Source organism: uncultured Demequina sp., assembly GCF_913055775.1.
In the GTDB taxonomy this organism is placed as follows: Bacteria; Actinomycetota; Actinomycetes; order Actinomycetales; family Demequinaceae; genus Demequina.
Genome location: NZ_CAJXJX010000021.1, coordinates 1 through 15,116, shown reverse-complemented (window position 1 = coordinate 15,116; position 15,116 = coordinate 1). Strand labels below are relative to the sequence as shown.

Here is a 15,116-nt window from a genome sequence, read left to right as displayed (position 1 = left end):
GCTCAGCCCGCGTACGCGAGTTCTGTCGCTCCTGCGGTGAGGGGCGCCCAGGACGTGCCCGACCGCTCCAGCGCCTGACCCTCCGCATCGATCACGACAAGTGAGGTCTCCCCCGAGCGCACTGTCAGGTCCGCCGCGTTGCTCACCGACAGCGCCACGGTGGTGCCCCCTCCCACCTGGACGGACCACAGTCGTGACTGCGATCCCTCCTCAGGCTCACCCAGCACGCCGACGGTCGTCGTGTCGATCCACACCACGTCGAGCCCCACCCCCACCCCGGTGCCGATCACCACGGGCTCTCCGAGACCGGTGGGCGCTCCGCTCTGATCGCGCACGACCCCGACGACCTCCAGGACGGGCTGCCCGCCCGCCCTCGATGTCACCGCCAGCCGGGCCCCGTCGCGCGACATGGACACGCCAGTGATGGCGCGCGCCTGCAACCATTCGGCGGGAAGAGGCACGGCGGTTCCGTCCGGCGCGACCGCCACCAGCCCGCCGGATCCTGAACGCTCGGCCGTCCACACATACCCATGCCGGTCGTACGTCGGCGCGACCAGCGAGCGACCGCTGTACAGCGTCTCGGACGCGACGGCCTCGGCGGTGTCCTCGAGCTCGCCGTCGGCCTCCACGAGCACCACGTCGCCGCCGAGCACGTCGGAGGCGACGAGAGCACCGCCTGCCTGGATCCACGCGCTGGTCGACCCGTCGTACGAGCGCGCGAGACCGGCGCCGTCCGTCACCCCGCCCGCGGACGCCGGCGTCACCCACAGCGCCTCGCCATCCCAGACGCCCAGCCTGCCCGCCACGAAGGCCGATGCGACCTCGTCGGGCACCGGGGGCGCCTCCAGCTCGATCGCGCTCGCCGCCGAGATGGGAAGCCCGCCAATGCGCACGTCGACCTCACTGACGGCCGGCAGAGCCGTCAGCGTCAGCCGGAGCTGCTCGTTGGCGAGCGCGCGCTCCTCGGGAGTTCCGGCCGACTGCGGGGTGAGGTCCACCGTCGCCGTCCCGTCCGCGACCACCACGGACTCGACGGCGAGAGCCGCCGTGGCGGGGAATCCCGTGACCACTGCGTCCGCGAGCCAGGTCGACGGACCCTCGAGGAGTTCTCGCGCGGCGGAGGTCGCGACGTTGTTGTCAGGCAGCCAACGCAGCTCGGGGACCACGACTTCGCGGTCCGTGGCGGTGAACACGAGGGCCACGCTCCGGTAGAAGCGGTTGAAGTTGGCCGCGGAGATCACGACGCCGTCGTCCAGCTCCGAGATGCGCCACTCGCCGTCGACCTGCGCCACGGTGAAGGCGATCGACGCCACCTGGCCGTCGGTGGCGTCCACGCGCCGCCCGGACTCGTCGACCAGGGTCGCGAGCGGCAGCTCGTAGGACACCGTGCGCGTCTCGGCATCCCATTCTGGTGCGGCGGCGCCCGAGTCGTAGACCACCGTCTGCGCACCGGGATCCCAGCTGCGAGCGGCATCGGTCGTGAGGAACTCCCGGGCGACGCTGAAGTCGGTGGCGATTCCACCGGCCGCGGCCGTGAGGAAGCCGGTGACGATGGCCTCGGGCCCGTCGCTCGGGTCCGGGCCCTCCTGGATGGGCACCAGCGGCTCGACCGGCGAGACGTCAGCGTTGCCCTCCTCCACGGGCCCGCTGTCAGGGATCGATGCGCACGCCCCCAGCACGAGCACCGCCGCCACGGCCACCGAGATCCACGCGGGCGCCCTCATGCCTTGACCTCCACGCTGTCGTCGCCGGGAGGCGCGAGACCGATGTCGACCTGCGCGCGAGGCCCCACGAGAGGGAACTCGCGCTCGCGCAGCACCAGGTCGAGAGGCGCGTTGGCGCCGAGACCCTCGGACGTGCGCGGCAGCAGCAGCCGGAAGCTGGCTCCTTGCCCGGGCGAGCCCCACACCTCGAGAGCGCCATCGTGCAGCTGCGCGTCCTCGCGGGCGATCGACAGCCCGAGCCCGGTGCCGCCCATCGTCCTCGTGCGTGCCGCATCGGCCCTCCAGAAGCGGTCGAAGACCCGCTCCACCTGGTGCGGCGTGAGCCCCAGGCCGTAGTCGCGCACCACGACCGCCACTCCCCGGCGGTTCGCGCGGACCGCGACATCGACCGGCGATCCCTGGCAGTGCTCGATCGCGTTGGACAGCAGGTTGCGGACGATGCGCCCCACGCGTGGGCGGTCGATCGATGCGGTGTGCGGTCCCTCCGAGACGAACAGCCGGATCTCGATGCCCATGTCGTGAGCGATCGGCGCGACGGCGTCGACCTCGTCGCGCACGACATCCGCGAGGTCCACCTCCTCGAACTCGAGCTGCGCCGCGCCGGCATCGATGCGCGAGATCTCGAGCAGGTCGCTCAGGAGAGCCTCGAAGCGGTCGAGCTGCGTGCTCAGCAGCTCCGCCGAGCGGGCCACGTGCGGCGGGAAGGACCCGCGCTCGTCGTGCAGGACGTCCGAGGCCATGCGGATGGTGGTGAGCGGCGTGCGCAGCTCGTGCGACACGTCGGACACGAAGCGGCGCTGCAGGCGCGAGAGGTCCTCCATGCGAGTGATCTGGCGCTGGAGCGACTCGGCCATCTCGTTGAAGGTCTGCGCGAGCGTGGCCATCTCGTCATGACCGCGGACCGTCATCCGCTCGCTGAGCCTGCCCTCGGCGAGTCGAGACGCGACGCGCGCGGCGTGGCGCACCGGCCGCACCGCCTGGAGGGTCACGAACCACGTCATCACCACCACGAGCCCGACCAGCACCACAGCGCCGATGCCGAGCACGCGCTGGATCAGCGACAGCGCCGCGGCCTCGTTGGCCAGCGAGTACACGAAGTAGAGCTCGTACGGCCCCGCGACGGGGATGTCGAGCAGCGAGCCCACCACCACGCCGGGGTCGCCGGAATCGGGCAGCGAGACGAACTGCCACGGCTGCGGGATGGCCTCCTCGACCGCGGTGCGCATGTCCGGCGTGATGGTCGACCGCAGGCCCGTGGTCGACTCGCCCACCGTCAGCGGCACCGCGGAGGTGTTGTCGGGGCTGCGCAGCATCACCAGGCCCCGGTTCTCGCCGCCCAGCGCGCGCAGCTCCGTCTGCAGGTCGTAGACGAATTGCTGGAGGTCGGCGGGGTTGGCCGCGGTGGTGGTGTCCGCCCGCTCCTGGGCGGTGGTCGCATCGCGGGCGCTCTCCGCGAGCACCGTCTCGACGCGCTCGTCGACCAGGCCGTCGCGGATGTCCGTCGTCACGAAAGCGCCGAGCGCCGCGACAGTGCCGATGCCCACCACCAGCGTGGACACGACGACGCGCAGCGACATCGACCGCGACCACCGGCGCACCGCCGAGCGCAGAGGCGCGACGAACGCGGCGCCGACGGATCGCGCCGTGAGCCTCACGATTCGTGCGCGCCAGCCTTGTAGCCCACGCCGCGCACCGTCTGGATGATCTCCGGGCTCTCGGGGTCCTTCTCGATCTTCGCGCGCAGACGCTGGATGTGGACGTTGACCAGGCGGGTGTCAGCGGCGTGGCGGTAGCCCCACACGTCCTCGAGCAGCACCTCGCGGGTGAACACCTGGCCCGGGGCGCGCGCGAGCGTCACCAGCACGTCGAACTCGAGAGGCGTCAGCGGGATCAGCTCGCCGCCGCGCATGACGCGGTGGCCCGTCACGTCGATCTCGAGGTCGCCGATGCGCACGACGGCGGGGACCGCGTTGTCGTTCCGGCGCAGTCGAGCACGCACGCGCGCGATGAGCTCTCGTGGCTTGAAGGGCTTGGGGATGTAGTCGTCCGCGCCCGACTCGAGACCGAGCACCACGTCCACGGTGTCCGACTTCGCCGTGAGCATGATGATCGGGACGCCCGACTCGGCGCGGATCTCACGGCAGATGTCGATGCCGCTCTTGCCGGGCAGCATGAGGTCGAGCAGGATCACGTCCGGCGCCTGCTCGCGGAAGGCGGTGAGCGCCTCGTCCCCGTGGTCGCAGAAGACCGGTTCGAACCCGTCCCCACGGAGGACGATGCCCGTCATCTCCGCGACCGCAGGATCGTCGTCGACCACCAGGATGCGTGCCGTCATACGGTCATCTTGCCACGCCGCGCCTGGCAGGAGGAGCGTCCTCGCACGGCACGTCGGAGCCGCATGGCAGGATAGGCCGCGTCGACGAGGAGGCGCAGTGAGCGACACCACGCAGGGTCCGGACGGAGCCACGCCGCAAGGGTGGAGCGCGCCCGGGCAGCAGCCGGGCGCCCCGGGGCTCCACTACGGATCGCCCGCGAGCCCTCCTCCTGCGCCCCAGCAGCCGGCCCCGCAGATCCCGGGCGCACCCGCGCCCGCGCCCACGTTCCGCTCGTGGCAGCCGGGCATCATCCCCCTGCGGCCGCTGACCTTCGGCGACTTCCTGTCGACGCCCTTCAAGGCGATGCGCTTCAACCGTGCGGTCGTGCTGGGCGGTCCGCTGCTGTTCACCCTCATTGCGACGCTGCTGTCGCTGACCGCCATGTGGCTGCTGTTCACGGACTCGCGGCTGGGACTGCTCGATGCGACGCCGTCCTTCGAGGGCATCAACGTGCAGACCGTGGTCATGCTCATCGTGGCGGTGGTCGCCCTGCTGCTCGCGGACGTCCTGTCCAGCTCGATCGTCGCACCCGGCGTCGCTCGCGCCGTGCTGGGCGAGCGCATCTCGCTGGGGACCGCGTGGACCCAGATGCGACGTCGCCTCGGCTCGCTGATGCTGCTCTACGTGCTCACGACGCTCTCCTACGTGGTGCTGATGCTGATCATCGTGGCGCCGGTCATCGCCTGGGACGGAAGCTCGGGCGCGATCCTGCTGATGCTGGCTGCGACGCTGCTCGTGTTGGTTCCCGCGGGCCTGGTGATCACGATCGGCCAGGGAATCGCGCGGGCCATGATCGTGCTCGAGGGCATCTCCGCGCCGCGCGCCATCGCACGGACCTTCCGGCTGATCCGGGGGCGCTTCTGGTGGTCGGTGCTGATCGTGTTCGTCACGGCACTGCTCATCAATGTGGTCGCCTCAGTCCTGCAGTACGTCGGCCAGTTCGCGGCGCTGATCTCCACCGTCATCGCGCCCGAGAACCTGGTGATCCTGGGCATCATGTTCTTCGTGGTCTACGGGATCGCGTTCGTCATCTCGATGGTCCTGACCTACTCGTACATGGGATCGGTGTTCGCGTTCATCTACGTCGACCTGCGCATGCGCCACGAGGGATTCGACCTGGATCTCGCCCGCGCGGCCGAGGCCCGGTCGGGCGAGCGCGCCGCGGCCGGATCCTGACACCATGCGCGCGGATGTGCCCGTCGTCCCGGACGAGGAGACGGCCCAGCGGTGGGCGATCGAGGAGTTGGCCCGGCCTGAGTATCGCGAGAACTCCGGTCTGTCGCTCGACGCGTTCTGGGAATGGCTCGCCGGCCTGTTCGACCGCATCGGCGGTCTCGGCTCCTCCCTGGGGATCCCGGGCGCCGTCGTCGTCGGCCTGATCGTCGCGGGCGCGCTCGCCCTGATCACCTGGCTCGTGCTCGGTCCGCTGCGCCGTGCACGCAGGCGCTCCGCCCCGCGCGCGGTCTTCGAGGACGACGCCCGGTCGTGGGTTGAGATCCGCGACGCCGCGCTCGCGGCGGCGTCCGCCGAGAACTGGGACCTCGCGACCATGGAGTGGTTCCGGGCCAGCGTGCGGCTGGAGCAGGAGCGCGGCGACATCGTCGACTCCCCCGGCGTCACTGCGCACGAGGCCGCCGCGCGCATCGGCCTCGCGGAGCCCGCCGTGACCGATGCCATCGCGGCTGACGCCCGGGCCTTCGATCGCGCGCGCTACGGCGCTGGCGGTCTCACTCGCGAGCACGCCGAGCACGCGCAGCAGACCTGCGCGCGCGTCGAGCGCCGGTGCCGGGCGGGTGCCGTCGCATGACCGCCACCGCACCGCTGCACCGGCCCCCGGCGCGCGAGGGCGCGGTGCGCGCCGCGCGCCGACGGCCACTCGCGATCGTCGCGGCGCTGCTGTTCCTGCTCATGGTCGCCGCGCTCGTGTGGACGGCCCGGCCGGAGGACTACACGGCGCTCTCGACCGGAAACTCGACCCCAGACGGCACGCGCGCTGTCGCACAGATCCTGCGCGCCCAGGGCGTCGACGTCCGCCAGACCGACTCGATGGCGGGAGCGCGGATCGAGGATCCGGCGCGGACCACGCTCGTCATCGCCGACGGTGCGGCGCTCGCGCAATACCAACTGGACACCCTCGCTGACTACCCGGGCGACATCGCGCTGCTGCGACCGACACAGGCGACGCTCGACGCTCTCGGCACCGGGCTGCGTGTCGGGGCCTCTCTCGACACCGGCGTGGCGGCAGCGCAGTGCGATGACGTCGATGCGCTGGCGGCGGGGTCCGTGGCGGTGCTGGACCAGTCGCTCTCCGCGGCGCAGGGCTCGACAGCGACGCTGTGCTTCCAGAACGGCGACGGCGAGCACGCGTACGCGGTCGTCGAGGACGGATCCCGACGCATCACGGTGCTGGCGTCGTGGCCGACGATCACGAACGAGCACCTCGACGCGCACGGCCACGCCGCGCTCGGGCTCCGCATGCTCGGCCGGCACGAGACCGTCGTCTGGTACGTGGTCGACCCCTTCGATCCGACCTCGCTCACGTGGGACGGTGCGACCTCCAACGGCAGTCCTCCCCCCACCGAGGTCGAGGCGCGGCCGGACTTCCTTCCCCCGAGCGCAGGGCCCGTCGCGTTCGTGCTGGCTCTCGCCGTGGGCGTGGCAGCCGTGTGGCGCGGCCGGCGCTTCGGGCGCCTGGTCAAGGAGCCGCTGCCCGTGGAGGTGCGCGCCTCGGAGGCGACGCGAGGGCGCGCGCGGCTGTACCGCCGCGCCGGCGCCTCTGGCCGCGCGACCGCCGCCCTGCGCGCGCGTACCGCGATGCGCATCGGGCATCGGCTGGGCGTGCCTCGCTCGGCCGACCGCGCGAGCCTCGTGGACGCGATCGCCCGCGCCGCCGAGCGCGATCCGCGCGACGTGGACGCGATCCTGTACGGCCCTGCGCCCACCTCGGACGCGCAGATGATGACGATCGTCGACCAGCTGGACACCCTGGAGAGAGAGGTTCACCGACCGTGACCGACACCCCTGACACCACGCCCGCGACCCCCGAGCAGGCTCCGGAGGCCCCAGAGGCCGCGGAAGTCCCGGAGAGCGCGACGTCCGACACTGCAGCCGTTGCGGACGCCGCGGATCCCGCGACCACGTCACGCGAGGCGCTCGCGCGCGTTCGCGCCGAGGTCGCGAAGGCCGTGGTCGGCCAGGATCAGGTGGTCACGGGCCTCGTGATCGCTCTGCTGTGCCGCGGCCACGTGCTGCTCGAGGGTGTGCCGGGCGTCGCGAAGACGCTGCTCGTGCGGACGTTGTCGGCGACGATCGGCCTCGATCACAAGCGCGTGCAGTTCACTCCGGATCTGATGCCGGGAGACGTCACCGGATCGCTGGTCTACGACGCGCGCACCGGCGCGTTCTCGTTCCGTGAGGGCCCGGTCTTCACCAACCTGCTGCTCGCGGACGAGATCAACCGCACTCCCCCCAAGACCCAGTCGTCGCTGCTCGAGGCGATGGAGGAGCGTCAGGTCACCGTCGACGGCGATCCGCGCGCCCTGCCGGAGCCGTTCCTCGTGATCGCCACCCAGAACCCCGTCGAGTACGAGGGCACCTACCCGCTGCCCGAGGCTCAGGTCGATCGCTTCCTCATGAAGCTCCCCGTGCCGCTGCCGGCGCGCGACGCTGAGGTGGACGTCGTGCTCCGCCACGCCGCCGGGTTCAATGCCCGTGACCTCGCGGCCGCAGGCGTCACCACGGTCGCCACGAGCGCGGACCTCGAGGCCGGACGATCCGCGGTCGCCCAGGTCGAGGTCTCGCCCGCAGTCGCGCAGTACATCGTCGACCTGTGCCGGGCCACGCGCGAGGCGCCATCGGTGGCGCTCGGCGTCTCGCCACGCGGCGCGACCGCACTGCTCGCGACAGCCCGCGCCTGGGCGTGGATGCGCGGCGGCACCTTCGTGACCCCCGACGACGTCAAGGCCCTCGCCGAGTGGACCCTCGGGCACCGCATCCAGATGCGAGCCGAGGCGGAGCTCGAGGGCGTCACCGTCGCCGCCGTCCTGCAGTCCGTGCTCGCGTCCGTGCCCGTACCGCGCTGAGCTGATGTACATCACGGGGTGGACGGCGGCGCTCGCCGCAGCGGGAGCCGTGCCGGCGGCGTTCCTGCACGAGCGCACGTTCGCATGGCTGTGGGTGCTCGGCACGGTCCTGCTCGCGTGCCTCGATGCCCTCATGGCGCCCCGTCCCACCGGGATGGGCGTCCGTCGCGTGGTGCCGAAGGCCGTCCGGCTGAGCGAGTCGACCACCACTGTCCTCGAGGTCGCGAACCTAGGACGGCGCCGCGCACGCGGGGCGGTCAGGGACGCCTGGCAGCCGTCGGCAGGCACTCGCGGGGAGCGGCACCGCATGAGCATCGCCCCCGGCGAGACCGCGCGGCTGCGGACACCCATGACGCCCACGCGGCGTGGGGACCGAGCGGCGGATCTCGTCACACTGCGACTCGAGGGCCCGCTGCGGCTTGCGGGACGGCAGCGTTCGGTCGAAGCCCCCGGGGTGCTCCGGGTGTTGCCCGAGTTCGCCTCGCGGCGCCACCTTCCCTCGCGCCTCGCACGTCTGCGCGAGATCGACGGACAGACCGCGGTGCAGCTGAAGGGCGCCGGATCGGAGTTCGACTCGCTGCGCTCGTACGTGATCGGCGACGACGTGCGCGCGATCGACTGGCGGGCGTCCGCACGGCGCGCGGATGTGCTGGTGAAGACCTACCGACCCGAACGCGACCGCCGCGTGATGATCGTGCTCGACACCTCGCGTCTGTCAGCCGCGCGCGTGGGCGACGCGCCACGACTCGACGCGTCGATCGAGGCGACGCTCCTGCTCACGGCGCTCGCCACGAAGGCTGGCGATCGAGTCCAGGTGAGCGCGTTCGACCGCGTGGAGCGCGCCCGCGCGCTGGGCACGGGCGGCCCGGCGGTCATGCCCGCGCTCGCGGACGCGCTGGCCTCGGTGGAGCCGGCTCTCGTCGAGCCCGACTGGCCGGCGGTGGCGCGGCTCGTGCAGAACCGCATGTCGCAGCGCGCGCTAGTCGTGCTGCTCACCACCCTCGACTCATCTGCCGTCGACGGCGGCATCCTCGACGCCGTCGCGGCGATCGCCTCCAAGCACGCGGTGGTCGTCGCGTCGGTGGACGATCCGGAACTGGCCGTCCTCGAGGCGGGGCGCGAGGACGTCCACGACCACTACGCTGCCGCGGCGGCCGCGCGCACGGCACTCGAGCAGGATGCCGTGGCCACCCGCGTGCGCGAACTCGGCGCGGACGTGGTGCATGCGACGCCGGACGAGATCGCGCCCGCGGTCGCGGATCGCTACCTGGCGCTCAAGGCCTCCGGCCGGCTCTGAACCGCGCGTGTCGCGTCAGCCTGAGACGGCGGCGCGATCCGTCGCGAAGTCGCCGTCGGAGTCGCCGGTGACGCGCGCGGCGACGGCGTAGCGACCCACGACGAACACGTACATCCAGAACGCGAGGAACGCGAGCGCGCCGATCCCGATCTTGACGGGCCACAGGAGGTCCGATCCCGTGACGAAGCCTTCGATGAGTCCCGACAGGAGCAGCACCCCCACGAGGCCCAGGCCCACGGACACCGTGATGCGCCCCTCCTCGGCGAGCGCCTCGCCGCGCGAGCGAGCGCCCGGCACGAGCATCACCCAGAAGAGCCGGAGCCCGGCACCGGCCGCGACGAACACGGCGCTGAGCTCGAGCAGGCCGTGGGGGATGATCAACTGGAAGAAGATATCGAGCAGCCCCGCCTCAGTCATCACGGCCGCGGCGACGCCCAGCTGGATCACGGTGTTGTACATGAGGATCAGGGGGAAGATCCCCGTGATGCCCAAAGCGATGCACTGCAGGGCGATGAATCCGTTGTTGGTCCACACCGATGCCGCGAACGACGCAGAGTCGTACTCGTAGTAGTAGTTCTCGAACTCGTACTGAGCGATCGCAGCGCGCTCCTCCGGCGAGCCGATCAGGGCGAGCGACTCGGGGTGGGTCACGGTCCACCAGGCGCTGACGCCACCCAGGACGGCCACCGCGAGAAACACCGCCACGCCCCACCACCGCACGCGATAGAAGGCCGCGGCGAGCCCGAGCGTCAGGTAGTCCCGGACGCCTCGGGTCGACACCTCGTGCGCGCCCGTGAGCCACACGCGCGCGTTCGCGAGGGTGATCGACAGTCGCGTGATGAGGCCCGGCTCGGGAGCGGCCGAGCGCAGGGCGGAGAGGTCTCCGGAGGCGGACTGGTAGAGCCTGGTGAGCTCGTCGGCCTCCTTGCCCGTGAGCCGGCGCTGCTTCGACAGGCTCTCGAGACGGGCCCAGCGGGCGGCGCGCGCCGAGGAGAAAGCATCGATGTCCACGCGGCTACGATGCCATAGGAGCGACGCAGGCCGGAGGACCCTGCCGGACGGGAGAGCCATGGATGCGGTCGAGGACGAGATCCTCACGGGCGAGGGCGTCGCGCTCAGCACCGGCGCGGCGGCGGTCACGAACCGCATGCTCTCGGGCCTCATCGACCTCGTGGTCTACGGCGTCCCAGCGCTGGTGCTTCTGGTCTGGCTCACCTCCGCGACCCTTCTCGCCAACGGCGCGATCCAGCGCGCCGTCGCCATCGGGTCCGTCGCCGCCATGCTCATCGTGGTGCCGGCGGTCGTGGAGACCCTGAGCCGCGGGCGGTCGGTGGGACGGCTCGCATGCGGGCTGCGCATCGTGCGGGACGACGGCGGCCCCGTGTCGTTCCGCCACGCCTTCACCCGCGCTCTCGTGGGGCTGGTGGAGTTCTTCCTCACGTTCGGGCTGATGGCGATGACGGTGTCCGTGCTGAGCGCGCGCGCCAAGCGCCTGGGCGACATTCTCGCCGGCACCTACGCGATGCGCGTGCGCGGGTCCCGCCGCAGCCTCCCGCCGCTCGTCATGCCGCCGCAGCTCGCGGCATGGGCGCCGACCACGGACATCGCGCGCCTCCCTGACGGCCTGGCGCTCACCTGCCGGATGTTCCTCGCCCGCGCGGCGAGCCTGCGCCCCGACTCCCGAGCGCGCCTGGGCACCGATCTCGGCGCGCGCATCTCACACTACGTGTCCCCGCCGCCGCCGGAGCCTGTGCATCCCGAGCTGCTGATCGCCGCGGTCCTCGTGGAGCGCGGACGGCGCGAGTGGCAGATCGAGGAGCGCAGGGGTGCGCGAGCGGCCTCCGAGGCGACGCGGCTCGATCTCCTGCCCTACGGCATCGCCGACGCTGCCGACTGACCCGGCCACCGCATCGGCCCTCCGCACCGCTCCCCGCGGTAGATTTCCGCTCGCCTAGCGCCTGAGGCGAGCGAATCGGGCCCATGTCGCTCGGCTAGGGCGAGAGGCGAGCGAGAATGCACCGCCGCGCGGGCGGCTCAGTAGCGGTAGTGCTCCGGCTTGAACGGTCCCTGCTGCGGGATTCCCAGGTAGTCAGCCTGCTCACTGGAGAGCTCGGTGAGCCGCACCCCCAGCGCGTCGAGGTGGTACCGGGCGACCTCCTCGTCAAGGACCTTGGGCAGCCGGTGCACCCCGAGCGGGTACGCGGACAGGTTGCCCCACAGCTCGATCTGCGCGAGCACCTGGTTCGCGAAGGACGTCGACATCACGAAGGACGGGTGGCCCGTCGCGTTGCCGAGGTTCAGCAGCCGCCCCTCGCTCAGGATGATCACCGAATGCCCGTCCGCGAAGGTCCACTCGTCCACCTGCGGCTTGATGGGCTGGTGCTTGGCACCCGAGCGCGCCAGGCCCGCCATGTCGATCTCGTTGTCGAAGTGGCCCACGTTGCCCACCACGGCCTTGTCCTTCATCGCGGCCATGTGCTCGACGCGGATGATGTCCTTGTTGCCCGTCGTCGTGATGAAGAAGTCGGCGCGGTCGACGACGTCCTCGATGCGGGCCACTTCGTAGCCGTCCATCGCGGCCTGGAGCGCGCAGATGGGGTCGACCTCGGACACGACCACACGCGCGCCCTGCCCGCGGAGCGCCTCCGCGGCACCCTTGCCCACGTCGCCGTAGCCAGCGACGAACGCGACCTTGCCGCCCATGAGCACGTCCGTGGCGCGGTTGATCCCGTCCGGCAGGGAGTGGCGGATGCCGTACCGATTGTCGAACTTCGACTTCGTGACCGAGTCGTTGACGTTGATCGCGGGGAACAGCAGCTCGCCGCGCGCGTGCATCTGGTCCAGGCGGTGGACGCCCGTCGTGGTCTCCTCCGAGACCCCGACGATGCCGGCCGCCATGCGCGTGAACCGCGTCGGGTCCGCGGCGAGCGAGCGGCGGATGACGGCGCGCATGCCCTCGACCTCGGCGTTGTAGGCCGGGTCCTCCTCCTCGAGCGGCGTGGGCACCTCGCCCGCCGCCTCGAAGCGCACGCCCTCGTGCACCAGCAGCGTGGCATCGCCGCCGTCGTCGAGGATGATCGTGGGGCCGTCGTGGCCGGCCCACGTGAGGATCTGGTCCGTGTACTCCCAGTACTCGCGGATGGTCTCGCCCTTGACGGCGAACCCCGGAACCCCAGCGGGCGCGGGGTAGGTGCCCGGCCCCACCACGACGGCCGCGGCGGCATCGTCCTGGGTCGAGAAGATGTTGCACGACGCCCAGCGAACCTCGGCACCGAGCGCAGTGAGCGTCTCGATGAGCACGGCGGTCTGGGTGGTCATGTGGAGCGAACCGGCGATGCGCGCGCCCCGCAGCGGCTGCTCGTCGCCGTAGCGCTCGCGCAGCCTCATGAGGCCGGGCATCTCCTGCTCGGCGAGACGGATCTGGTGACGGCCGGACTCGGCGAGGGCGAGATCGGCGACCAGGTGATCGGCGGCGGGATGGGTCACTGCGGGGGCTCCTCGGTGGTGTCGGCCGCCGCAGGGGCCTGAGGGGCCGATGCGGTGGCGTCGGCGATGCGACGAAGGTCGGGTTCGATGAAGATCAGCCGGGCGGCAGGGACATCGGCGCGGATCAGCCGCTCGGCCTCGTCGATGTGCCGCGCCAGATCCTCGATCCCGGCTCCGGGCGCGACGCCCACCTTAGCCGCGATCAGGACGTCGTCGGGACCCAGGTGCATCGTGCGCAGGTGGATGACATCGGTGAGGGCCGATGCGGCGAAGGCGCCGCGGATGAGTGCCAGGTCTTCGGGGGTGACCGACTCGCCCATGAGCATGGACTGGGTCTCGCGGGCGAGCACCACGGCGATCACCACCAGCAGCAGGCCGATCATCGCGGTGCCCGCCGCGTCCCACAGTCCATTGCCGGTCACGAGCGTCATCGAGACGCCGAACAGCGCGAACACGAGCCCCACCAGCGCGCCGAAGTCCTCCAGGAGCACGACCGGCAGTTCAGGCGAGCGCGAGCGCCGAATGAAGGAGAACCACCCCACCGAGCCACGGACCTTGTTGGACTCGCGGACCGCGGTGCGCAGCGACGCGCCTTCCATCGCCATCGCCGCGAGAAGCACAGCGATCGGCACCCACTGCCACGATTCGATGGGCTCGGGGTGCTGCCACTTGTGCCACGCCTCGTAGAGGGCGAAGAGGCCGCCGAGGGTGAACAGCACGACCGCCACCAGGAACGCGTAGTAGTAGCGGTTGCGCGAGTACCCGAACGGGTGGGTGTCATCGGCCTCGCGGCGCGCGCGCTTGCCGCCCACCAGCAGCAGCACCTGATTGCCCGAGTCGGCGACCGAGTGGATCGCCTCCGCGAGCATCGACGAGGCGCCGGTCAGCCCCCATGCGAGGAACTTGGTGACGCCGATGCCCAGGTTGGCGCTCAGCGCGGCGATGATCGCCTTGGTGCCGCCCTCGGTGGACACGTCAGCCCTCGCGAATCACCGCGAGCACGGCGTCCCGCACGCGCTCCAGCTCGGCGCCCGACGCCGCCTCGACGTTGAGCCGCAGCAGCGGCTCGGTGTTCGACGGCCTGACATTGAACCACCAGCGGGGTTCCGCACCCCAGTGATCGAAGGTGAGTCCATCGAAGTCGTCGACCAGGACGTCCTCGGCGCCAAACGTGGCGCGCCCCCTCTCGAGCGCCGCCGGGACGTCCGCGACGGTCGAGTTGATCTCGCCGGATGCCGCGTACGGGGTGTGGGACGCGAGGAGCTCGGACAGCGTCCCGTCCTGGGTGCCGAGCGCCGCGAGCACGTGCATGGCCGCCAGCATCCCCGAGTCCGCGAAGAAGAAGTCACGGAAGTAGAAGTGTGCAGAGTGCTCGCCGCCGAACACCGCGTTCAGTCGCGCCATCTCCGCCTTGATGTAGCTGTGGCCCACCCGCGAGCGCACCGGCGTCGCGCCTGCGGCAGAGAGCTGCTCGGGGACCGCTCGCGACGAGATGAGGTTGTGGATCACCGTGGGCTCGTTGCCTTCGGCGAGCTCCCGCGCAGTCTCGCGCAGGCCCACGAGCGCCGTGATGGCCGAGGCCGGCACCACCTCGCCGCGCTCGTCGACCGCGAAGCACCGGTCCGCGTCGCCGTCGAACGCCAGGCCGATGTCCGCTCCGTGCTCGCGCACGGCAGCCTGCAGGTCGACCAGGTTCGCGGTGTCGAGGGGGTTCGCCTCGTGGTTGGGGAAGGAGCCGTCAAGCTCGAAGTACAGGGGGACGATCTCGAGCGGCAACTCCGGGAGCCCGGCCTCGGTGCCCAGCACAGCGGGGACGGTGTACCCGGACATCGCGTTGGCCGCGTCCACGACCACCTTGAGGGGCCGGATCCGCGACAGGTCCACGAGCGACCGCAGGAACGCGCCGTACTCGGCCAGCATGTCGCGCTCGGTGAGGCCTCCGCGCGCATCGGCGACGGGAATGCCGTCGGCCAGGTAGTCCGCGGCCGTCTCGCGCACGTCCGCGAGGCCCGAGTTCTCGCCCACCGCACGCGCCAGCCTGCGGCACATCTTCATGCCGTTGTACTCGGCGGGGTTGTGCGAGGCCGTGACCATCACGCCCGGCCGCTCGAGCGCCCCGGATGCGTGGTACAGCCCGTCCGTCGAGCACATG

Annotated in this window: 13 protein-coding genes; 6 read left to right on the top strand and 7 right to left on the bottom strand. The window is 71.5% G+C overall.

Annotation, left to right across the window (positions count from 1 at the left end):
* Positions 1 to 2: 2 nt before the first annotated feature.
* The 3 genes from QZ483_RS03605 to mtrA are packed head-to-tail and all read right to left on the bottom strand — an operon-like array spanning position 3 to position 4,059.
* Positions 3 to 1,724: an LpqB family beta-propeller domain-containing protein gene (locus tag QZ483_RS03605; protein ID WP_297081621.1), complete on the bottom strand. Its 1,722-nt coding sequence runs from the start codon at positions 1,722 to 1,724 to the stop codon at positions 3 to 5.
* A complete protein-coding gene (gene mtrB / locus QZ483_RS03600; RefSeq protein WP_297081620.1) occupies positions 1,721 to 3,379 on the bottom strand; it encodes an MtrAB system histidine kinase MtrB in 1,659 nt (552 codons plus the stop codon). The genes QZ483_RS03605 and mtrB overlap by 4 nt, the downstream gene beginning before the upstream one ends.
* Positions 3,376 to 4,059 carry an MtrAB system response regulator MtrA gene (mtrA, locus tag QZ483_RS03595; RefSeq protein ID WP_297081619.1) on the bottom strand — a complete coding sequence of 228 codons (684 nt, stop codon included), beginning with the start codon at positions 4,057 to 4,059 and terminating at the stop codon, positions 3,376 to 3,378. Before mtrA ends, mtrB begins: the two co-directional genes overlap by 4 nt.
* Positions 4,060 to 4,156: 97 nt before the next feature.
* On the opposite strand from mtrA, the gene QZ483_RS03590 reads away from it, so the two are divergent.
* From QZ483_RS03590 to QZ483_RS03570, 5 genes are read left to right on the top strand one after another with little or no spacing between them, the layout of a single operon-like run.
* On the top strand, positions 4,157 to 5,275 hold the full coding sequence (locus QZ483_RS03590; protein WP_297081618.1) for a hypothetical protein: 1,119 nt from the start codon (positions 4,157 to 4,159) through the stop codon (positions 5,273 to 5,275).
* Positions 5,276 to 5,279: 4 nt separating this feature from the next.
* On the top strand, positions 5,280 to 5,906 hold the full coding sequence (locus tag QZ483_RS03585) for a DUF4129 domain-containing protein (RefSeq protein ID WP_297081617.1): 627 nt from the start codon (positions 5,280 to 5,282) through the stop codon (positions 5,904 to 5,906).
* A complete protein-coding gene (locus QZ483_RS03580; RefSeq protein WP_297081616.1) occupies positions 5,903 to 7,111 on the top strand; it encodes a DUF4350 domain-containing protein in 1,209 nt (402 codons plus the stop codon). The genes QZ483_RS03585 and QZ483_RS03580 overlap by 4 nt, the downstream gene beginning before the upstream one ends.
* A complete protein-coding gene (locus QZ483_RS03575) occupies positions 7,108 to 8,181 on the top strand; it encodes a MoxR family ATPase (protein ID WP_297081615.1) in 1,074 nt (357 codons plus the stop codon). The genes QZ483_RS03580 and QZ483_RS03575 overlap by 4 nt, the downstream gene beginning before the upstream one ends.
* Before the next feature lie 4 nt (positions 8,182 to 8,185).
* A complete protein-coding gene (locus QZ483_RS03570; RefSeq protein ID WP_297081614.1) occupies positions 8,186 to 9,478 on the top strand; it encodes a DUF58 domain-containing protein in 1,293 nt (430 codons plus the stop codon).
* 15 nt (positions 9,479 to 9,493) lie between these two features.
* On the opposite strand, the gene QZ483_RS03565 is transcribed toward QZ483_RS03570, so the two are convergent.
* Positions 9,494 to 10,489 carry a stage II sporulation protein M gene (locus tag QZ483_RS03565; protein ID WP_297081613.1) on the bottom strand — a complete coding sequence of 332 codons (996 nt, stop codon included), beginning with the start codon at positions 10,487 to 10,489 and terminating at the stop codon, positions 9,494 to 9,496.
* 58 nt (positions 10,490 to 10,547) lie between these two features.
* Between QZ483_RS03565 and QZ483_RS03560 the strand changes: the two genes are divergently transcribed.
* On the top strand, positions 10,548 to 11,375 hold the full coding sequence (locus QZ483_RS03560; protein WP_297081612.1) for an RDD family protein: 828 nt from the start codon (positions 10,548 to 10,550) through the stop codon (positions 11,373 to 11,375).
* A gap of 137 nt (positions 11,376 to 11,512) precedes the next feature.
* On the opposite strand, the gene ahcY is transcribed toward QZ483_RS03560, so the two are convergent.
* The 3 genes from ahcY to manB form a co-directional block, all read right to left on the bottom strand.
* Positions 11,513 to 12,964 (bottom strand): adenosylhomocysteinase, encoded by a 1,452-nt coding sequence (gene ahcY / locus QZ483_RS03555; protein WP_297081611.1) that lies wholly within the window; start codon positions 12,962 to 12,964, stop codon positions 11,513 to 11,515.
* Entirely contained in the window at positions 12,961 to 13,938 is a 978-nt protein-coding gene (locus QZ483_RS03550; RefSeq protein ID WP_297081610.1) for a cation diffusion facilitator family transporter, read from the bottom strand. The genes ahcY and QZ483_RS03550 overlap by 4 nt, the downstream gene beginning before the upstream one ends.
* Before the next feature lies 1 nt (position 13,939).
* A partial coding sequence (manB, locus tag QZ483_RS03545) for a phosphomannomutase/phosphoglucomutase (protein WP_297081609.1) occupies positions 13,940 to 15,116 on the bottom strand: 1,177 nt, incomplete at its 5' end.

Coding starts and splice junctions, on each gene's coding strand:
- QZ483_RS03560 (WP_297081612.1), top strand. CDS start 10,548: ATGGATGCGGTCGAGGACGAGATCCTCACGGGCGAGGGCGTCGCGCTC.
- QZ483_RS03585 (WP_297081617.1), top strand. CDS start 5,280: ATGCGCGCGGATGTGCCCGTCGTCCCGGACGAGGAGACGGCCCAGCGG.
- QZ483_RS03580 (WP_297081616.1), top strand. CDS start 5,903: ATGACCGCCACCGCACCGCTGCACCGGCCCCCGGCGCGCGAGGGCGCG.
- mtrA (WP_297081619.1), bottom strand. CDS start 4,059: ATGACGGCACGCATCCTGGTGGTCGACGACGATCCTGCGGTCGCGGAG.
- QZ483_RS03605 (WP_297081621.1), bottom strand. CDS start 1,724: ATGAGGGCGCCCGCGTGGATCTCGGTGGCCGTGGCGGCGGTGCTCGTG.
- QZ483_RS03570 (WP_297081614.1), top strand. CDS start 8,186: ATGTACATCACGGGGTGGACGGCGGCGCTCGCCGCAGCGGGAGCCGTG.